17 protein-coding genes are annotated in these 19,452 nt (G+C 43.5%); 2 read left to right on the forward strand and 15 right to left on the reverse strand.

Annotated elements, in window-relative coordinates:
• Window positions 1-61: 61 nt before the first annotated feature.
• The 8 genes from NAF19_RS21430 to NAF19_RS21465 all read right to left on the reverse strand — a co-directional run bounded on the left by NAF19_RS21430 (window position 62) and on the right by NAF19_RS21465 (window position 9,932).
• Window positions 62-1,252 (reverse strand): carboxypeptidase-like regulatory domain-containing protein, encoded by a 1,191-nt coding sequence (locus tag NAF19_RS21430; protein ID WP_252792387.1) that lies wholly within the window; start codon window positions 1,250-1,252, stop codon window positions 62-64.
• 489 nt (window positions 1,253-1,741) lie between these two features.
• Window positions 1,742-2,425: a heme exporter protein CcmB gene (locus tag NAF19_RS21435; RefSeq protein WP_252792388.1), complete on the reverse strand. Its 684-nt coding sequence runs from the start codon at window positions 2,423-2,425 to the stop codon at window positions 1,742-1,744.
• Window positions 2,426-2,608: 183 nt separating this feature from the next.
• On the reverse strand, window positions 2,609-6,253 hold the full coding sequence (locus tag NAF19_RS21440) for an ABC transporter permease/M1 family aminopeptidase (protein ID WP_252792389.1): 3,645 nt from the start codon (window positions 6,251-6,253) through the stop codon (window positions 2,609-2,611).
• A 21-nt stretch (window positions 6,254-6,274) separates the two neighbouring features.
• Window positions 6,275-7,162 (reverse strand): ABC transporter ATP-binding protein, encoded by an 888-nt coding sequence (locus tag NAF19_RS21445; RefSeq protein ID WP_252792390.1) that lies wholly within the window; start codon window positions 7,160-7,162, stop codon window positions 6,275-6,277.
• Between the two features lie 23 nt (window positions 7,163-7,185).
• Window positions 7,186-7,923, reverse strand: a complete 738-nt coding sequence (locus tag NAF19_RS21450) for a DUF4097 domain-containing protein (protein ID WP_252792391.1) — start codon at window positions 7,921-7,923, stop codon at window positions 7,186-7,188.
• The gene (locus tag NAF19_RS21455) at window positions 7,910-8,314 is read right to left on the reverse strand and encodes a GntR family transcriptional regulator (protein ID WP_252792392.1); all 405 of its coding nucleotides are present in this window, start codon (window positions 8,312-8,314) and stop codon (window positions 7,910-7,912) included. The genes NAF19_RS21450 and NAF19_RS21455 overlap by 14 nt, the downstream gene beginning before the upstream one ends.
• A 9-nt stretch (window positions 8,315-8,323) precedes the next feature.
• A complete protein-coding gene (locus NAF19_RS21460; RefSeq protein WP_252792393.1) occupies window positions 8,324-9,094 on the reverse strand; it encodes a hypothetical protein in 771 nt (256 codons plus the stop codon).
• 1 nt (window position 9,095) lies between these two features.
• Window positions 9,096-9,932 carry an ABC transporter ATP-binding protein gene (locus NAF19_RS21465; RefSeq protein ID WP_252792394.1) on the reverse strand — a complete coding sequence of 279 codons (837 nt, stop codon included), beginning with the start codon at window positions 9,930-9,932 and terminating at the stop codon, window positions 9,096-9,098.
• 132 nt (window positions 9,933-10,064) lie between these two features.
• On the opposite strand from NAF19_RS21465, the gene NAF19_RS21470 reads away from it, so the two are divergent.
• Window positions 10,065-10,547 (forward strand): methylated-DNA--[protein]-cysteine S-methyltransferase, encoded by a 483-nt coding sequence (locus NAF19_RS21470; protein ID WP_252792395.1) that lies wholly within the window; start codon window positions 10,065-10,067, stop codon window positions 10,545-10,547.
• A 227-nt stretch (window positions 10,548-10,774) separates the two neighbouring features.
• On the opposite strand, the gene NAF19_RS21475 is transcribed toward NAF19_RS21470, so the two are convergent.
• The 7 genes from NAF19_RS21475 to NAF19_RS21505 all read right to left on the reverse strand — a co-directional run bounded on the left by NAF19_RS21475 (window position 10,775) and on the right by NAF19_RS21505 (window position 18,290).
• The gene (locus NAF19_RS21475; RefSeq protein ID WP_252792396.1) at window positions 10,775-11,362 is read right to left on the reverse strand and encodes a chemotaxis protein CheB; all 588 of its coding nucleotides are present in this window, start codon (window positions 11,360-11,362) and stop codon (window positions 10,775-10,777) included.
• Window positions 11,352-12,182 (reverse strand): CheR family methyltransferase, encoded by an 831-nt coding sequence (locus NAF19_RS21480; RefSeq protein WP_252792397.1) that lies wholly within the window; start codon window positions 12,180-12,182, stop codon window positions 11,352-11,354. Before NAF19_RS21480 ends, NAF19_RS21475 begins: the two co-directional genes overlap by 11 nt.
• Window positions 12,183-12,184: 2 nt before the next feature.
• The gene (locus tag NAF19_RS21485) at window positions 12,185-15,631 is read right to left on the reverse strand and encodes a response regulator (RefSeq protein WP_252792398.1); all 3,447 of its coding nucleotides are present in this window, start codon (window positions 15,629-15,631) and stop codon (window positions 12,185-12,187) included.
• 96 nt (window positions 15,632-15,727) lie between these two features.
• A complete protein-coding gene (locus NAF19_RS21490) occupies window positions 15,728-16,168 on the reverse strand; it encodes a hypothetical protein (RefSeq protein ID WP_252792399.1) in 441 nt (146 codons plus the stop codon).
• Window positions 16,169-16,288: 120 nt separating this feature from the next.
• Window positions 16,289-16,618: a gliding motility protein GldC gene (gldC, locus tag NAF19_RS21495; protein WP_252792400.1), complete on the reverse strand. Its 330-nt coding sequence runs from the start codon at window positions 16,616-16,618 to the stop codon at window positions 16,289-16,291.
• A gap of 6 nt (window positions 16,619-16,624) precedes the next feature.
• A complete protein-coding gene (locus NAF19_RS21500; protein ID WP_252792401.1) occupies window positions 16,625-16,891 on the reverse strand; it encodes a hypothetical protein in 267 nt (88 codons plus the stop codon).
• A gap of 52 nt (window positions 16,892-16,943) precedes the next feature.
• On the reverse strand, window positions 16,944-18,290 hold the full coding sequence (locus NAF19_RS21505; RefSeq protein ID WP_252792402.1) for a DEAD/DEAH box helicase: 1,347 nt from the start codon (window positions 18,288-18,290) through the stop codon (window positions 16,944-16,946).
• A gap of 271 nt (window positions 18,291-18,561) precedes the next feature.
• Between NAF19_RS21505 and NAF19_RS21510 the strand changes: the two genes are divergently transcribed.
• Complete coding sequence (locus tag NAF19_RS21510) at window positions 18,562-19,203, forward strand: outer membrane beta-barrel protein (RefSeq protein WP_252792403.1); 642 nt, start codon at window positions 18,562-18,564, stop codon at window positions 19,201-19,203.
• Window positions 19,204-19,452 lie beyond the last annotated feature (249 nt).

Below are 19,452 nucleotides of genomic sequence, written 5' to 3' on the forward strand. Positions count from 1 at the left end.
TAACAAAATGACAGGCACTCAATCCAACTTAATCAACTACTCAACCCACTCACCCACACCCTCACTTCCCATCCGGCACATAATCAACCGGCAACAGATCCGACAGCCTGGACTTTGACCAGGTCCCTTCCAGCAACGGCGGCTGACCGATGACGATGCCATTCATATCAAACAAAGTATAACCGGGGTCGAACATGGTGAGGATACTGGTTTCATAGTTTGTCATGTCCAGCGGGCGGTACAAATCCTTATTATAAACCTCGTCGCGCCTTTTGGTGTAAACCACGTATAAATAGTTAAGCGGGTGAAAGGCGAATACACCCTGTTTTTCGGTGGTTGTAAATACCTCGTAAGGCATAACCGGCACCTTGTTAAGCGACTCTTTATAGTATTTCGACAGGGTCGACAAATCCTTCCAATAATTGAACGAATCAACCATCCCCCTTTGACCAAAAAAATTCGCCTTCTTTCTTATCACATCGTCGGGCGGCCGGTTGGGATTAATCTGCCGGTTCAGGTGGTACATAATAAAGCCATCCTCGGTTAGCTTGTTGGTATACAAACTCCTAAAAAAGTGCATGGCCGAGCCGTAGTAACATTCTTCGCGTTTTTCGTGCCATTTCTTTTTTTGCGCGGCATTGCCCGGCAGTTCCTCAAAAAGCCGCTCGCCACCCCACGAAATAACACCCGCCAGGCGGTCGCTTATAAAACCTTTGAGCAGGAATTTTACACGGTAGCCCAGCGCCTTGTTATCTACAATTAAAAATTCGTCGCCGCTGGCTTCAAGCGTTTGTTTGGTGCGATTGAACTGCAGGTTTAAAATATGCGGGTTTTCGACCACGCAATTTTTGGCATTTTCATCAACCCCGATAAAATCTTTTCGAAATGCTTCGTAATTTTTCTTCCAATCCGCAGCTGATGATATGGTTACCTCGCGCAGCATTAAAGGTTTGGGGGTTAATTCAATATCCAGCTTTATCGGCTCGTGCCCTACCAGTATGTCTTTGGTAAAATCCTGGTAGCCTAAAATGGTAACCGTTAAATTGTATTGCCCCGGCCTTATGCCATTGAGCGTAAACCGGCCTTCGGAACCCGAGGCCGAACCAACAGACGAATTACTTAAAAACACACTTGCACCGGCCAGTGGCTTTTTTGTTTCGGCATTGGTTATAACGCCGGTAACCGTGCCATACTGGGCAACAGCTAAGGCCGGAAAGACTATTAAAAGAAAGATGAGCCAGGGGAATCGCATCGTTTAAATTAAACTTGATTTAAAGATGCTAAAAAACGGAAAAATTGTGAAGTCCGGAAGACCGGGAGTCCGAAAGTCTGAAAGAAAGAGCGGATATGATGTAAAAGTATTAATACACGAACCAATAACTGTTTTTCAGCTTTTTCAAAAAGGATATAATTCAAATTGTCACTAAAATACCTCTAGTCGTATATCTCCCGATTATACAGCGTGGTGGAATTTGGCTAAAGCCATGTTTTGTTATTTTATCTTTCCCGTCGGCTGAAGCCAGACGGCAATGAATTGAAAAGAATTGTTTCATTGCCGTCTCTTTTAAGGGACGGGCAACAAATAACGCGATTGGGGCTTTAGCCAAAAGCCGCAAGTGACAATTTGATTAGCGCCTCTACAGTAGTTCACTGGCGCAAATTTCGGAGCCTTAGTCTTTACTGACTTTCGGGACTTTACCATCTTTCGGTCTTTATTGACTTTCCCGACTTCCGGACTTTTCTAATCCCTCCACAAAAAAGGGAACAAAATAAGCGAGGTAGTAATCACAATAACATTAATGGCCACCAGCACGCCTATGTCGCCATAACTTATACTGCGTTGCAGCCCATCCATAGCCGCTTTACTAAGCCTTATGAGTATCAGGATTATGGGGATGATTACCGGGAAGCTTAATATCGCCATCAGCGTACCATTATTACCCGCTTTCGAGGCTATGCCCGATATCATGGTAAAAACGGTTGAAAAGCTCAGGCTGCCCAAAAAAACGGTTAAAAAATAGTAAAGCGGGTCGCCTAGGGTATTGTTAAAAAATAACATGTAAACCGGCAAGGCCAGCGCGCTCAGCAGCGACATCAGCAATATATTGTAAATAGTTTTTGAAAGGATAATAGCCTGCGGACTTGCGATAGAATAATAATACAGCAAACGGCTCTTGCTCTCCTGCATAAAACTTTTGGCAATGGCATTAACCGATGCAAAAAGTATAATTATCCAGAACAGGATGTTCCAAACAATAGGATAGCCCGGCGAATTTTTAAAACCGGGATTGAGGTGAAACGACATGTAGCAGATAAACACCGTCGACACCACGTACAGCAGCACCCCGTTAAAGGCGTATTTTGAACGCCACTCCAGCACAATTTCTTTTTTTAAAAGATGAACGGTTTGGTTGTACAGCTGCATGGGCGCAAAGATAGGGTTTTGAGTCCGAAAGTCGGGAAAGACCGGAAAGTCAGTAAAGACGAGACGAACGTTAAAAAAACATGTCATTTCGACGAGGTACGAGGAGAAATCTTGTACACCGTACATAGTCCGATATGCATGGCGTACAAGTTTTCTCGCTCTCGCTCGAAATGACAATGATGTTTAATTATCCAAATCCTTAAAATTATCTCCTGACATCCGGTCTATCAATTTCCCAAGCGGATCAATTCCGGCCCGGACGGGTTTGCCTTTTACGGTAAACGAAAACTGGTGGCTGCCATAGCTAAGCTTCATCCTTTTAAGATATAGCGGATTGGTAACATTTTGCCCGTCCTTATTTTTAGCATCTGCGGCAAAAACACCGATGTCGATATAATCATTCATCTGTTTGGCAGGTACATCGTTTCCTTTGGCATCGATGTAAGTTTTCGCTGCGGTTACCTTCAGGGTAACATTGTACTCATCGTTTTTACCGGTTGGTACGGCCTTAAAGTCTTCCACCCTATTTTCATACAAGGTTATTTTCTTCCAGGTATCCTCCAGGTAATATTGTACCGAATCAGGCGTGTGTTTTTGCAGGTATCGGTAAAGGTCGTTTGAGCCTGCATAGGGCGGTGTGTTTTTAAATGCATAAGCATCTTTAAACTCGCGCAGGGCGGCGTTCATATTGTCTTCGCCAAGCAGATCCTTTAATCCATACATCACAAAGCCGGCTTTGTCGCCCCATTCAAACCAGGTGTTGGCGGTAAGTACCGGGTGCTCGCGCTCCTCCAGCCTTGTGCGTACAAACGTGTAAAAGTTCACACGGTCCTGCAAAATCCACCTGATGTTGTTTTTGCCGTATTTTTTCTCGGCCATTACCAGTGCGCTGTAGGTGGCCAGCCCTTCAGGTATTACCAGCGAGCCTACAGTTACATTTGGCGCTACCTGGTACCGCCACCATTGCTGGGCCAGTTGCCGGGTAAGGTTAAAATAGGCAAAATCAAATTTGTCAGTACCGCTAAAGTCAGCATTCCAGGTGTTGTACTCAGCATAGGTATCAAGGGTGGTTAATGATGCATCACGCGGTCCATAATGCGATGTCTCCGCGAAACGCATATTTTTGAATGGAAATGGGCCATAAGCCGATTCAAAATACTTCAGGCCATCCTCATAAGCCTTCATAAAACGAGGGACATTTACGCTATGTGCCGGGTGATAATAAATATCCACGTCAACCGGGTGGCTCACGTTAATAGTTTCATGCAAATCGGCATAACGCGCCGAAATTATCGCGAGAGGCGCATACATGCCCGGCTTATCCTGCACGTAATGGAAATAGTTGCGCCCTTTATCGCTCCATTTTTTTACCAGTTCGCCGGGCGCTACAGCAGTTTGGTCGCCGGCAGTGCTTACGGTAATATCCATGGTCATCAGGTCTGCTGCCGCGCCGGCCTTCAGGGTTTTTATTCCTTCAGGGTCATTTTGGGCTACTTCCTCTTCCTGCTTTGGTGGCAGGCCATTCTTTTTACGTACATACGGGCTGTTTATTTCGTCGTCATCATCATACCCCATTCCAGGCAACCCGCCATTAAAAAATATGCCGTTCTTTAACAAATTGGCAGCATACAAACCATTTTGAAATCCCGTATTGTAAACAGCGGAGTTAACTTCAAGCAGGGCTGAGTCGCCCGGAGCAATGGGTTTGTCAAACTTATACAAACGAAAATCCGCAGTATCCTTAGCCGGCCTGAAGATATTAAACATTCCCCGGTCGTACAGCAGGGGGCTGGTAAATGGTACAGGTTTGCCGTTTAATTTAATAGAGTATTCCGTCAGCCCGTCGGCATCAAGCAGCAATTGCGAAATTGGCACAGCGTTTTTGTTTTTTATGGCAACAAAAGCTTTTACATTTTCCCGTTGTTCACTGGGGTATAAATCAATAAAGAACTTAAATGCTGTAACTTTAGGCAGCGGGAGTTTTGCATAACGCTTTAGTGATTTTTCGTAGATAATCGCCCTGTCTTCCGATTCGCCCTTGGTAAGGAAAGCATTTAAATAGCTCACATTATAATAATTGTAAGCCCCAACCGCCAAAAATGCAAACAGTACTACTGCGGTTATTAACTTCGTTTTGCCGTCAAAACGCTCCCCAACCAGCTGGAGCCTCTCTTTAAACGAACTGCTGACGCCCCTATAGTAAAACAACGCAGCTATAATTACCAGCAACCCTGCGCATAGCAGCCAGTACAGGTTGAACCAGGTTACCGGCGCGAGCATATGCCCCATCCCGTCCATATCCGAAATACCGTACCATGGGGTGTATGAATAATTCAGCAGGTTATAATTGAAAGTTCCTGTAGTTTCTAAAAAGAATACCAGTACCCAAATTGTAACGCCCACGCCGTGCGCGACAAACTTATTATTGATAACCACATGCACTACATAGCTAAACACCACCATCTCCAGTAATCGCGGCAGCAAAACAGCAAAAACGGTGGTGAAATATACCAGCAGGTTATAGTGAAAAAACCCTTTCGCCGTTTGCACCACCATGCCGGTAACCATCGGGATTAATGACAAGCCAAACCCGATTATCAGCAGTGCTACCAGCTTCGAACCATTCAATACCCAGTTTGGCGGTGGCAGCGAATCATTGATAAAAGCATAACGTGTTACTTTGTCACGATGCAGCGTTTCGCCGGTATAGAATATTATAATGAAAAAGATAAAAAACGGGAAGACATCATTAAATATCCCCAAAAGCATCACCGTTCGCGGATAGTATGGCACGCCGTAGTCCCGGTTGCCCATCCAAAATACAAAGCCGAGGAATACCAATCCGGTAATTACTATAATCCAGAAGTAATTATCGCGGAGGATGTTCATCAGCTCGAGCCTGCTTAAATTGAACAGGGTTTTGCGGTTGTAAGGCTTGGTGAAGCTAACCTTTACGTTTTGGTTAATAGCTCGTTTCACTTTTGCCGGTTCATCATCAATGGCGGCTTTATCCCTTTTCCCGCTGAAGAATTTCTCGAAGGTGAAATTAAAGTAGGTAGCCAGGAGTATCACCAGCCCCAGGCCGGTCCATAACAGCCGGTTAAGCAGCACAGCGCCTTCAACCGGAAACAGCGTTGTGTTTTTGACGAATGATGGCGTGCTCGACGATATCATCCTGATGGCGCTTATCCCAAAAGGGTCCGCTAATATGGTTACCGTAGCATTGTTGGTATTGTTTAGGAAGAAAACTGAAATGAAATAACCGAGGAATAGTAATATACCTCCTGCGTAAATCACCTTCACATTCCGGGTAAATGCCACCAACCCAAAAAACAATGCGGATGCGAAGAACAAATTTGGCAGCGCTATGGTAACAAATGGCTGAAAGTAATACATGAAGTTATTGGGTCCATATTCCTTGGCATCCCTCCAGCCCATTGCTGGGCCAAGCTTTGTACCAATTATAGCGCCTATAACTACCGAAGTTGCAATCAGTGCCATAAACAGGAACGAGCCCAAAAACCTCCCCCAGAAATATCCGGGTTTTGTTATAGGATAGGTGAGGTAGTAGTCCTTAGTATTATACTCAATGTCGCGGTATAGCGCAGTACCCATAATTGATGAGCTTACCAGCATCATCATTAATGTTATAGCGGAGCACCAAAACGAGATAATGTATGGCGAATTGATATGTTGTTTTTCGCCCAGGGGAAGCGAACCGGTGGCGAAAGTGCCGATAGTAAATATGAGTGCAGCTGCAAAGTACAGGTACACGGCGGGCCTGCGGGTCCGGTTTTGGACCTCGAACAGAAAAATTTTCCAGAACATATTTATATGATTTAGAGGAGGTTAAATGGTATTTACATCCACGCGGGTTGCAATATTACTAAAGTACACGTCTTCAAGATTAGGCACCGCCGCAACGAAGCCGCTGCCGGGATTCGTATCACTAATGATCCTGATATGCAGCTGCCCCGTTTTTAACTGGGTTGATATTACTGTGAAGTCGTCTTTATAAAGCCCCAGCTCGTTTTTGCCAATGGCCTTGGTAAATATTTTGCCCTCCATTTCGGTAACGGCTGTATCCGGTTCCCCGGCATAAAGCACCTCCCCCTGGCAAATTATGGCAAAGTTTGAGCAAAGCGTGCTCACATCTTCTACTATGTGGGTTGATAATATCACGATGGTATTTTCTCCCAGTTGGCTCAGCAGGTTGTAAAAGCGGTTACGTTCAGCGGGGTCCAAACCGGCGGTTGGCTCATCCACAATAATCAGTTTAGGGTTACCGATCAGGGCCTGCGCTATCCCGAAGCGCTGTTTCATGCCGCCCGAGTAAGTGCCCAAATGTTTCTTTCTGTCTTTTGACAGGTTCACATTTTCCAGCAGCGAACTCACAAGCTCTTTGCGTTCGGCGCTATTACCAATCCCTTTTAACTGGGCAATATGGTCGAGCATCCGCTCGGCTGAAATTTTGGGGTAAACGCCAAACTCCTGCGGCAGGTAGCCCAGCAATTGCCTAACCTGGGTTTTGCTTTTCAGCACATCAAGGTCGTCTAAAAAAACGCTGCCTTTATCAGCTTCCTGCAGGGTAGCAATGGTGCGCATTAGCGATGATTTGCCGGCGCCGTTAGGGCCCAGCAAACCAAACATGCCATTGTTTAAGGTTAGCGATACATCCTTTAAAGCATGCACGCCGTTTGCGTATGTTTTTGAAAGTGAATTTATAACAAGTTTCATATTTGTAAGGATTAAGATTTATATCATTGTTTATTTATTAATTTTTTAGCTGCGCCGGTGAATATCAGTTTTGCACTATCGGCCAACTGGTATTTCAGGTCCGGGATGCTGGCTTCCAATATTTGAAGCCTGCTTTTATTTAGCACGGTAAAATCTGCTTTTTCAAACCGGTTACCGGTGCCAATTGTCATATCTGATGCGCTCCCATCATTAATCCCGATCACAGCCTTTAAAGCCTTGATGTTATTTTGGGTTAGTATAATATTGCTGGCGTGTTTTGCAGTAATCGACAAACTATCCATGGTGAACCCGCGAATAATGGAGGGGCGCCATTTAAAATCGGCAGCTGCCAGGGTGTCGGTAACGGGCAGATCGCCTGCCATATACCTTGCGTCGGCATCAAAATTCACAAGTTTGGGGCAGGTAATTACCATCACATAATCATACCTGGAATTTTGATAATTTCCGGAAAAACCAACGTCAATATTCAACGTGCCGCCTGTTTGCGTCACCTTTACATAATTATTGCCATTGGGTTCAATTTTCACCCCGAACGGCCCATGTTTCACTACAATGTTCGCAGCGGTTGAAGCGTTAAGTTTTATGGAATTAAAATTTCTAAAGTTCAGGGTAACAAAATCCCTGAAGGGGTTCTTGTAGTCGCCCGAAAGATAGGCGGCCTTTAGTTTTAAATCATAAAAAAACATAGCGGCCAGTATCAGTATCACAGCGGCGATGGCCAGTTTATTACTTGTCTTCATCTTCCTTTTTATTTGGCGTTAAACCGTAATTTTCAGCTTTAAATTTTTCGTACCTATCCTGTATTTCGGCAGCCGAAATATCAAGCATGTACATATTTTTGAATAACTCCGGCAGGTTTTGCTGCAGAAAATTTTCTTTCCTCAGTTTCTTTACCGTTTCATACCCATCCGGCGATACAAATAGGCCCAACCCTCTTTTATTGTAAACCACCTCCTGGTTTTGCAAAAACTCGTACGAGCGCATCACCGTGTTAGGGTTTACTTCCAGTTCAACAGCCAGATCTCTAACCGAAGGGATTTTCTGTTCGGGTGGCCATTTTTCCAGTAATATATTATCGCACACATAGGCCGCTATCTGCAGGTATATGGCTTCGTTGTCTTTAAATTCCATAGTCAGCCATTAAACTTGCTTTTCTTTTAACCTGTAATATGCCGCCACCCAAAAAACTATCGACACGATAAATATTATGTATACAACCATGGGTTCAAATGCAGCTGATGCTGAAACCCCGTAGTCCTTCCCATTTTCTATGAACGACATATTACTAAATGGCGTGGCTGTCCGGACGTCGCGGCCTGTTAATGCATGGAGCAGCGAAGTATTTAGCAGCGATAAAAGTATAACAGCTATAAAAAAGCTAAACCCGGTTTTTATAAAATGAAGTTTTTCAAAAAACAGGGCGCCGCAAATAGTAATGCTATGCAATAGCATAAAAACCAGGAATATGCTGCTGTATGGGTACCCAAAAACATTTAAAACATAGGTATGCTGGTGCGGCCAATGCCTCAGGTTGAGTAATATCGTCAGTATACAATAAAACGAAATGGAATATACTACCGTAAATACTACGAAAGAAAATAGCCAGCCGACAAGGAACTTCTCAAAATGCGAGGCCGGCAATGTAAGGTACCCTACCGCCTTTTTCCTGTCACTGACATCGGCAAAAATGGTACTTGTAAAAATGGTGCCTGCCAGCATGTACAGACCAGTAAACAGTATTACCTGCGTACCTATGTCTAACGGCGTAGGTATAAGGTAAACAAAAAAACTTCCGCCTACCAGCATCACTCCCAGCAGTACCGATAATGCCATTAGGTAAGTTTTATAATGCTCTGCAAGTTGCTTAATAAACAGCCGGCCAAAACGTTTTGTATTAAATATATTGTTCATCTCAGTCGGCTTTTAATATTTGAATAAGGGTAGTACGACCGGTAGTTACCGCGTTAAAAAATAGTTCAAGGTCCATTTTACTGAATTTGCCGCTGGTATTTTTGATGATGGCATTCTTACCCCGCATCCCATCCTCTTCATACAAAACCTGCATGCCGGTAGTATCATTGAAAACTCCGAATGTTATTTTTTCAGTAATTTCTTCTATCGGGTGGTTAACTACAATTTCACGGTCGTGAAGTATCAATAGCGTATCGATCAAACTGTCCAGATCGCGCACCTGGTGGGTTGATATGATGATGCAGCGGTCTTCAGTTAATAGAGATGCGATCAACTTGCGAAACTGAACCTTTGATGGAATATCAAGCCCATTCGTCGGCTCATCCATAACCAGCAGGCTGGTGTTGGTTGCCAGGCCGAACGCTATCATTGCCTTTTTTTGTTGCCCGAAGGACTGTTTGTCCATCGCGGCCGTGGCATCTACGTCAAGTGCTTTCAGGTACTGGTAAAAATCGGCATTACTGAATTTTGGGTAAAATGCGGCGGTGCTGGCAGCAAACTGCTCTGGTGTTAACGAGGGTACAAATACCTCTTCAGCTAAAAAGTATACTTCCTCCAAAACAGCAACCGGCCTGCCCGAAACATTAATGCCATTAAAAGAACAACTTCCGGCTTGCGGATAAGCCAGCCCGATCATATTTTTTAACAGCGTTGATTTACCCGCGCCGTTTTTACCAAGCAAACCGTATATGTGGCCCCGGCGTAACGACAAATCCAAATCTTTAAAAAGCAACGATTTGCGGGTGTAACCAAAACTCAAATTTCTAATTTCTATCATGTTCAATAGTGTATTAGTATAATAGTACACTACAAATGTAAGTACATTTTTATCAATTCAAAATATTATACAATTTATTTTTTATGCTGATTTATTGGGACTAATTTTGAAATCGGTCTACTATATTGATACATGCAAGCTGTCTGCTATAAAAGCCCTATCGGTATCCTGCGTATTACGGAGGAAGATGATTTTATCACTTCCATATACGCACTGGACGAAGAACACGACGTGTTGTCGCCAGAAACACCGCTGTTAAAAAAAGCGGTAAAGCAGCTTGACGAATATTTTGAAGGTACAAGAAAGGACTTTGATTTACCGCTTAAACAACAGGGTTCCGGTTTTCAGCAGGGAGTGTGGAACGAATTGAGTCGTATAGGCTATGGTAAAACCATTAGCTATCTGCAGCAGTCCAAATTTCTGAATAATCCGTTGGGGATAAGGGCCATCGCATCAGCCAACGGCAAAAATCATTTACTGATAGTGGTTCCCTGCCATCGCGTAATCGGCACCGATGGCAGCCTTACCGGATTTGGTTGCGGTATCTGGCGTAAAAAATGGTTGCTTGAACACGAGCAAAGGGTGATGGGTGTTGGGCAAATGACGATGTTTTAACCAAAAAAGCGCGTCATTGCGGAACGAAGCAATCTCTACACAGGACAATCATAAACCTCAATTTTTGCGGCGACTGAAATGCAGCTTTCAAGGCACCACAATGTTTTTGATCCGGTGATTAGCGTACGTAGAGATTGCTTCGTTCGCAATGACGTGATGGTGAGTACATCCCACGCTTCTTTCATCTTTTCAGTCTTTCCTGACTTTCCCGACTTTACTGACTCCTCCTAACTCTTCAACAACTCCATAATTTCCTCTGTACTCAACACATAGTCGGCAGCGTTCAAATTAATGGCCTCCTGTGGCATTTCGGGTAGTTCGGCATCTTCCGGATTTTGGGCGATAGTTAATGAGCCGGCATTACGTAACTTAAGCAGACCGGCTGCTCCGTCCTGGTTAGCGCCTGAGAGCAGGATGGCCGTGCATTTATCTTTGTAAATTTCAGCAACGCTTTCAAATGTGATGTCTATTGATGGCTTTGAGAACCATACATCTTCTGATACGTCTAACGCAAAGCTACCCCCCTTTTCAATTAAAACATGGTAATTTGGCGGTGCTATGTAAATTGTTTTTTTGTCGACCCTATCTTTGTCGCTGATCTCTTTAACATGCATGCGGCTATGTTGGGCAAACAGTCTCTCCACCTCGCTTGCGAAGTTCCTTTTACGATGCATTACTATTATCACCGATTTATTTAAATCGCCGTCAAGAAACCTTACAATTTTAAAAAGAAGTTTAAACGAGCCCGCAGAACCGCCCAACAGCAGTATATCAGAGCTGTGCCAGCGGGTGGTTATGTCTTTATCAAGAGCCAATTTTCTGGTAAATATTTTCCTTCTGATTTATTGCCTTAAACTTTTTCTTGAAAAACTCGCTTCGTATGGTTTCTTTACTGCCCAGGCACAAAAAGCCGTGCGGCGCAAGGCTTTCGTAAAAAAGTTCGAGTATCTTTTCCTGTAGTTGTGTTTCAAAATAAATAAACACATTACGGCAGCTTATTAGCTGAAATTCATTAAAAATGGTATCTGATATTAAATTATGTACCGAGAAAAGGGTGTTCGCCTTCAATTCGCTGTGGATGGTGGCAGCATCGTATAATATTGTAAAATGGTCGGTTAAGGTACCTTTCAGGCCTGCCAGCTGGTAATTTTCTGCATAGCTTTTAATGCTACGATAGCTGTAAATACCTTTACGAGCTTCCTTTAAAACAACCGTATTTATATCGGTCCCATAAATAAAGGCCTTATCCTTTAGCCGCGACTGCTCCATCAAAATTGCCAGTGAATAAACCTCTTCGCCCGACGAACAGCCGGCCGACCACATTTTTATATGCTGGTAAGTTGAAAGATAGGGAATTACCTGGGTATTAAGCGCCTTGTAAAAAGTTGGGTCGCGAAACATCTCCGTAACGTTTACCGTGATCTCCTCTAAAAAATCCTGGAAAAAATCCGGATCGTTCACCAACACATGTTTCAGGTCATAAAACTCCAGTTTTTTTATCATCATTACCCGGGAAAGCCTTCGCTTTAACGATGCTTTGGAATAATCAGAAAAATCAAACCCATGGACCTTCTTTACAAGGTCGATAATTTCTGTTACCTGCTCTGCACTTAATCCGGGTGTCGAAACATTCATACTTAATTACCCAACCAAAGCTGCATTAACGAAACTAACCTGTCCATATCCACCGGCTTTGTAATGTAATCATTAGCACCAGCCGCTATACATTTTTCGCGGTCGTCCATCATTGCTTTTGCTGTTAAAGCTATTACGGGCAACTTTGCCCATTTGTTTTGCCTGCGGATATATCTTGTGGCCTCGTAACCGTCCATTACCGGCATCATGATATCCATCAGCACAATGTCTATATCATTGGTAGCTTCCAGTCTGTCTATGGCTTCCTGCCCGTCGCCAGCTGTTTCAACAACCATATCATAACCCTGCAGGGCGCTGCTCAGCGCAAATATATTCCTCGTATCGTCGTCAACAATCAATACTTTTTTGCCTTTAATTACGTCTTTTCCCAGGATTATGGTTTTACTTTTTGAAGCAGCAATTGCATCCGAGGGCTGGTCTGCAAGTTCGCGCACCTTATTTAAAAACAAATTAACCTCGTCAATCAACCTGTCGGCCGATTTATTGGTCTTCACCACCATAGCGTTGGCATACTGCATCAACCGGCTTACCGATGTTTTGTCAAGCTCCATGGCTGTATTAATAATAACAGGTAAGGTCCTGAACCGTTCAATAGCTTTTATCTTGTCTAAAAAATCGAGTCCGGAAATATCAGGCAGGTTTAAATCAAGTATTACACACTGGTATTCCTTTTCGTGCAGCATCCGGAAAGCCGACTCGCCATCAAAAGCCTGGTCAACAGATATTTCCTGTTCTTTCAGCATATCAACCAGAGCCTGGCTTTGGGTTCTATTATCTTCAACAAGCAATATCTGGGTAAACTTAACACCGCTTTGCGCCATTATATCGGCAAATAATTTGTCGAGCGTATTGGTATCCACCGGCTTTTTAAGGAAGCTGATCGCGCCTTCGCTACGAACCCTGTTGGCCGCAGCATCCCCCGCCGACATCATGTGCACAGGTATATGAAGCGTTTGCTCATCCTGCTTCAGTTCTTTCAATATCTGCCAGCCATCCTTACCAGGCAGCATAATATCCAGTATAACAGCATCAGGCTGATTTTCCTTTACAATTTCAACCGCATTGGTGCCCTCACTTACCATTATCGATTTATAGCCATGGTCGCGGGCATAGTCATGCAGTATGTCGGCAAAATTCTTATCGTCCTCAACAATTACCACCAGCGGATCGCGGTTAGTACTGCCGGCACTATGTGCAGCAGGCCTTAAGATTTGCACTTCGGGCGAAAAGGATTCTACAGTTTGTACAAACGTTTCCTCTGGCTTTACAACCACGATGGCTGTTATAGGTATAGTTAATATAAATTCGCTACCAATACCAGGTTCGCTGGCCACGGTTATTTTGCCGCCAAGCAAACTAACCAGTTCCCGGCTGATTGATAAACCCAGGCCGGTGCCACCAAACTTGCGGCTGGTTGAACCATCTGCCTGTTGAAAGGCCTCGAATATTATTTTCTGCTTATCGGCTGGTATGCCAATACCTGTATCTTTTATTTTAAAGCTGATGGTTTTTTCTTCCTCGCCGGGTACAGCACTTACAGTTATCGAGCCGCCTTCCGGTGTGAATTTAAACGCATTACTTAACAAGTTTTTCAATACCTGCTCAACCCTTACCTTATCGGTAAATATACTTTTCGGCAAGTTCTTGCTGGTTGTAATGTCGTACTTTATCTTTTTGTTACGCGCAACTTCAACAAACAGCATTTCCATGTCATGCAGCACATCGGCAACTTTTATGTCATCGTTCTGCATTTCCAGTTTGCCCGACTCAATTTTTGATAAATCGAGAATATCATTTATCAGGGTCAACAAATCATTACCGGCGTTAAATATAACGCTGGCATATTTAACCTGGTCTTCTGATAGGTTTGCTGGTTTGTTGTCCTGCAATATCCGCGCAAGTACCAAAATACTGTTCAAAGGCGTACGCAATTCATGGCTCATATTCGCCAAAAACTCCGATTTGTATTTACCGGTCGTTTCCAGCTCCAGCACTTTTATGTTGATGGCTTTACGGGCCTCTTCTATGGCCTGGTTCTTTTCTTCCAGCAGGCTTGCTTTCTCCTCCAGTTCGGCATTTGTATTGCGCAGTTCTTCCTGTTGTACCCGCATTTCCTCTTCCGATGCCTGCAGCATTTTGGTTTTGCTCAGCAGTTCTTCGTTGGTAACGCGCATTTCCTCCTGCTGCGCTTCCAGTTCCTCGGCCTGTTGTTGCACTTGTGATAGCAACTCGTGCATTATCGTACGGGCCTGGGCGGTATTTACTGCAATGCCAATATCATCGGCTATTGCTAAAATGTAATCTTTAGCATTGTTATCAAATTCGTTATTAAATGCTATCTCGATAACGCCCTTCAGCGTTTTATCAAAAAAGAAGGGTACTATAAAGCTCTCAATAATCTCCTGGTGAATTAACGACGAGCCCAGTTCAAGCTTATCATTTAATTTACCCTTCACTACTGCCGCCTGCTCATCCTTGGCCACCTGCCCAAGCCAGCCTTCTGATATCTTTACCGTCTGCTTTAAAACGTCAGGGTTATTAAACGCGTACGATGCATACAATTCAAGCGTTTGTACTTCCTCATTAAATAAATAAAGTGTGCCTGTTAACGCTTTGGTATAATTGCAGATTTCGGTAAGGATATTCCCAGCCAATTCGCGCTCGCCCTGCTGCCCCTGCATTCGTTCGTTAATAATACCGGTGCCGGTTAGCAGCCAGTTTTGAGCTTTATTTTCGCCAAGCACTCTTTCAAGCTCAATGTTGGCAACTTTCACTTCGGCCTCAATTTTCTTTTGCCGCTCAAACGTGCCTTGTATATAAAAGAAGAGTACAATTATTATTACGAGGAAAACAGTCGACCCAACAATTATGGTATTAATGGACCTTGAAGAAGCTTCCGCGGTGCTTGCCTTACGTATCGACAGCAGCGTGTTTTCGGTCCCTTTCATATGGTCAATTATCAAACGTATTTCGTCCATATTATGCTTGCCGTTTATAAGCATATTATTATTGACCATATAGTCCAATCCCTGAACCTGCCTAACTTCTATGTTGGTTTTCAGGATATTCAACTGCACGTTGATTAAAGTATTCAACGAGTCTACCCTTCTAACCTGGATGTTGTTATCCTGTATGAGTTCCCTAAGCTGCTCTATATCGTATTTAATATTTGGCAACGACTTATTGTAGGGCTCAAGAAATGGAGGTTTGACGGTAGCCACGTACCCGCGCATGCCGGTTTCAGCATCAGTTAGTAGTTGCAGCAGGTTGGTTGACGTATTGATTACTTTTTGAGTATGCTCAACTGAGCCGGAATCGCTTTCAAGTTTATTGATGCTTTTGTAGGATAATACCCCGACGAGCAAAACCAAAAATACAGATATAGCAAAGCCGGCAAATACCTGCTGGCGGAAAGAAAACTTTAACATTCAGTGTTTTTTAAGTAGAATACAAATATGTTAAAAAAAAATAGTTCAAAACATACTTACATGTTTACTAAGCAATTGTAGATGATAAATTATAATCTATTGATTTTGTTTTACCGGGACGTCAATATTGTTTGTGAATGCCGGCTTACGACCAAACAATACGCCCGCTACGGCCAGTAACGGCCCCCCAAACAGCAAGTACCAACCCCATTTAAACTTTATTTGCCTGGTTAAAAATGAGTCGATAGAGCGGAAAGGTATGAAGCTAAAAGAGGTGTGGATTTTAAACCACGCGCCAAGGCAAAACAAAGCAACCAGCCCAAGCGAGATAAACGCAGTGAGCCTTGTTAGGTTAGGCTGATTAAATACAATAGCTATTATGCCCACAACTGCTACCAAAAGCAGCACAATACCATAGGGTTTGTTAGCACCAAATGCATCGATGTTAAACAGGTGAAAGGGGCGTAATATAGGGCAGTACAAAGCGGCTATAAGAATCACAAAGCCGGCAAAGGAGGTTAAAGCATTAATGCGCATAGTGTTTAAGTTTGTATAAAGAGACGAGACCAGGAATTAAGACAGGAAATGGATATTCAACTTGTAAACTATCCGATATTGCCCTTTTAATCTTGGTTCCTGGCTCTTGAATCTTGACTCTTATTTAGTAATTTCCATTTTATCGGCAAAGTGGGCACAGTAATCGCGCAGGTCCTCCACTATATTCGTCTCACCGGTTGCACGCAAAAAGCTGTCGCCCATAGTTTGCAGGGTTTCGTAAAAAAAACGTTTCATTTCATCAACAGGCATATCCTTCGTCCAAAGATCAATTCGCAGCGTGTTTTTGTAGCTCTGGTCCCACAAGGCCAGCATCATTGATTTTACAGGCAGCTTTTCCTTGTTTTGCGCATCTGTCGATTCCCACATAATGTTTTCAGGAACGTTATCGTCGTCAAGTTGTATAGTAAGCTTTATTTCAGCAGTCTTCATGTATGGTTATTTAACGAGTAAAAATAATATAGCCGCCAAAGTTATAAAGCTTAACTCTACTATCCATAATTTTTTGGTTTCAGGAAAGAAATTACGGAACATAATATCCATAAATGACACTACAACTGCAAATAGTATAAAAATCCAGCCCACGGCAGTGGTCATAGTTTTAAAATGTGTGCCTGAAATTTGCACGCCATATATCCAGCTGTAAACAGCAACAAACAATAAAAATGCGGTGGCAAAGTTTAGTGGAGTAATCCTTAGTTTCATGGTATTAGTTAAGACTTACGAAGTTTGTTAAACTTCGTAAGTCTGGATAGCGTTAACGTTTCTTTCTATATGATTTTGGCGATTTTGTGCGCTTCGCAGCCGGCTTTCCGGTTGTTTTAGCTTTGGCAGCATCAAATTTTTTGCGTTGGTTCAAAGTTTTCTTTTCATGAAAGGCACCTTTGAATTCAGGGTCGTCCTTGCGCTTTTGCATATCCACTTCTTTCGCCTGTTCCTGGCGCTCTTCGTAAGGGGTTTCCTCCACAAATACGTCTGCAGGTATATCAGTTACCGGGATGGTCTGCTTAATCAGCTTTTCAATCTTCCTGATGTAATACTCTTCGGCAGGCCCGCAGAAAGTAATGGCCTCACCCGATTGGTAAGCTCTGCCCGTGCGGCCTATGCGGTGCACATAATCTTCAATCACCACCGGCACATCAAAATTTATCACATGGCTCACATCGCTAACATCAATTCCGCGCGAGGCCACATCAGTTGCTACCAATATCTTCACTTCGTCCGCCTTAAATGCGTTGATGGCATTGATACGTGTATTTTGCCCTTTATTGGCATGTAAAACCTTTACCTCTTTTTCGCCGAACTTGCGCAGCAAAAATTTGTAAACGTCTTCGGCGGCAATGCGGGTTTTGCAGAAGATGATGAGCTTTTTGATATCATCCTCAACATCAAGCAGCTTTTTAAGCAGGTTTATCTTTGTCCTAACATTGGGTACAAAATACAAATGCTGGTTTACCGTTTGCGCCGGTGTAGCCTGCGGTGTTACCTCTATAATCGTCGGAAACTCCAGGAAGTTGTTAGAGAGCTCGTGAATTTTATCAGACATGGTTGCTGAAAAAAGCAAATTCTGCCTTTTAACCGGTACTACTTCCAAAATGCGGTTTATTTGCGGCATAAAGCCCATGTCCATCATTTTGTCAGCTTCATCCAGCACCAGCACTTGCAACGTTTTGGTAACAATATGGCCAGCCAGGTAAATATCCATAAAGCGGCCCGGCGTAGCCACTATAATATCAACGCCCTTGTTTATCTGCTCAATTTGTGTTTTGGGGCCGAGGCCACCATATAAAACTACCACCCGCAAATCGGTATTGGCGGCAAAGGCTTTCACATTTTCCTCAATCTGCATGGCCAGCTCGCGCGTCGGCGAAATAATAAGCGCGCGGGCATTTTCGCCCTGCGCATATTTAAGCTTCATGAGTATAGGTAACACGTAGGCCGCGGTTTTACCGGTACCTGTTTGCGCTATACCCATAACATCCTGCCCGTTTAATATCGGCGGAATAGCTTTTTGCTGGATAGGCGTTGCCTCCATATAACCGGCATCGGCAATGGCATTTAAAATTTGCCGGTTAAATTTAAATTCTTCGAAAAGTACGCCCATGGCGCAAAGATAAGCTTTTTTGATTTCCTCGCTGTTGTCTGTTTTCAAGGGTGCTCGAAGAGCTACGCAGTTTCGCATTTCGGATGTCCGATTTCGGATTTGATTAATGCGGAATTCGGAATGCCGATTGCGGAATTTTTAAATCAAATCTTAAAATCCATTAAATCCGCTTAATCCCGGTTCTTTTTTCATCGATACATTGTAGCTATTCATCCCATCCCTGCGTAATAATTAAATGCAACACCTTATCTTGCACACAAATTTTAATCCCATGAAACAAAAATTACTCGTTTTTTCTTTTTTCCTGTTTGCTTTGGTTGGTCCGGCAGCAGCACAGGGCCATAAAGGCCAGTACTATCTTGGTGGCAGCCTCGCGTATGACTACAGCAGCTTTGGCTCGTCGAGCACCGTTAATTTTGCAGATGGCTACACCAATTATACCACCAGCAAAATCAGCAATTTCAGCTTCCGCCCGGAGTTTGGCTTTTTTATAAGCGACAAATGGTCGATAGGCGTTCAGCCCGTTTACTCGCGCAACGGCGGAACAGAAACTTCGGATTTCCACTCTTACACCGATGCCACAACAAACTTCACATCGAGCGATAAATACCATACCGATGTGGTGGGTTTTGGCGTACATGCCCGTTACTATTGCATGATAAGCGACAAATTTGGCTTCTTCCCTGAATTTGGCATTAGCACGGTAAACAATACTACCTACTTTTCATACGGCACCTTCAGCCTCGGCGGTACACCAAATTTTGTGTTTTTCCCATCACCAAAGCTTGGCGTTAACCTTGGCTTTGGCGGAGCAGCTTATAATCTTGACTACAAAACAAAGGATGCTACTCTACACCTTGGCTTAAATGATAACATCTCTTTCGGCCTTAACTATTTTTGGGGAAGAAAATAAATAGATGTGTGGATTTTTGATGTGCGGATGTGCGGATGGTTGTTTCTGATTCCAGACCTTCAATTTCGGAATTATCTAAAAGTACTTTATGAAGTCTCCTCCTACTGGGGGAGACTTATTTATTCCCGGGCTTTTTTCCCCACGCCGTTTCACGAATGGCTTCAATGGTTCTCGGCTTTTTCGACCAAATGCCAAATAGGCTTTTAGGGTTGATTTTTTTACTGCCTTTTGTTATAGGAATTGATTTCA

Source organism: Mucilaginibacter flavidus, assembly GCF_024055575.1.
In the GTDB taxonomy this organism is placed as follows: domain Bacteria; phylum Bacteroidota; class Bacteroidia; order Sphingobacteriales; family Sphingobacteriaceae; genus Mucilaginibacter; species Mucilaginibacter flavidus.

Excerpts from the sequence above, each read along its gene's own strand:
- NAF19_RS21430 (WP_252792387.1), bottom strand. The coding sequence starts at position 1,252 with ATGCGATTCCCCTGGCTCATCTTTCTTTTAATAGTCTTTCCGGCCTTA.
- NAF19_RS21435 (WP_252792388.1), bottom strand. The coding sequence starts at position 2,425 with ATGCAGCTGTACAACCAAACCGTTCATCTTTTAAAAAAAGAAATTGTG.
- NAF19_RS21440 (WP_252792389.1), bottom strand. The coding sequence starts at position 6,253 with ATGTTCTGGAAAATTTTTCTGTTCGAGGTCCAAAACCGGACCCGCAGG.
- NAF19_RS21445 (WP_252792390.1), bottom strand. The coding sequence starts at position 7,162 with ATGAAACTTGTTATAAATTCACTTTCAAAAACATACGCAAACGGCGTG.
- NAF19_RS21450 (WP_252792391.1), bottom strand. The coding sequence starts at position 7,923 with ATGAAGACAAGTAATAAACTGGCCATCGCCGCTGTGATACTGATACTG.
- NAF19_RS21455 (WP_252792392.1), bottom strand. The coding sequence starts at position 8,314 with ATGGAATTTAAAGACAACGAAGCCATATACCTGCAGATAGCGGCCTAT.
- NAF19_RS21460 (WP_252792393.1), bottom strand. The coding sequence starts at position 9,094 with ATGAACAATATATTTAATACAAAACGTTTTGGCCGGCTGTTTATTAAG.
- NAF19_RS21465 (WP_252792394.1), bottom strand. The coding sequence starts at position 9,932 with ATGATAGAAATTAGAAATTTGAGTTTTGGTTACACCCGCAAATCGTTG.
- NAF19_RS21470 (WP_252792395.1), top strand. The coding sequence starts at position 10,065 with ATGCAAGCTGTCTGCTATAAAAGCCCTATCGGTATCCTGCGTATTACG.
- NAF19_RS21480 (WP_252792397.1), bottom strand. The coding sequence starts at position 12,182 with ATGAATGTTTCGACACCCGGATTAAGTGCAGAGCAGGTAACAGAAATT.
- NAF19_RS21485 (WP_252792398.1), bottom strand. The coding sequence starts at position 15,631 with ATGTTAAAGTTTTCTTTCCGCCAGCAGGTATTTGCCGGCTTTGCTATA.
- NAF19_RS21490 (WP_252792399.1), bottom strand. The coding sequence starts at position 16,168 with ATGCGCATTAATGCTTTAACCTCCTTTGCCGGCTTTGTGATTCTTATA.
- gldC (WP_252792400.1), bottom strand. The coding sequence starts at position 16,618 with ATGAAGACTGCTGAAATAAAGCTTACTATACAACTTGACGACGATAAC.
- NAF19_RS21500 (WP_252792401.1), bottom strand. The coding sequence starts at position 16,891 with ATGAAACTAAGGATTACTCCACTAAACTTTGCCACCGCATTTTTATTG.
- NAF19_RS21505 (WP_252792402.1), bottom strand. The coding sequence starts at position 18,290 with ATGGGCGTACTTTTCGAAGAATTTAAATTTAACCGGCAAATTTTAAAT.
- NAF19_RS21510 (WP_252792403.1), top strand. The coding sequence starts at position 18,562 with ATGAAACAAAAATTACTCGTTTTTTCTTTTTTCCTGTTTGCTTTGGTT.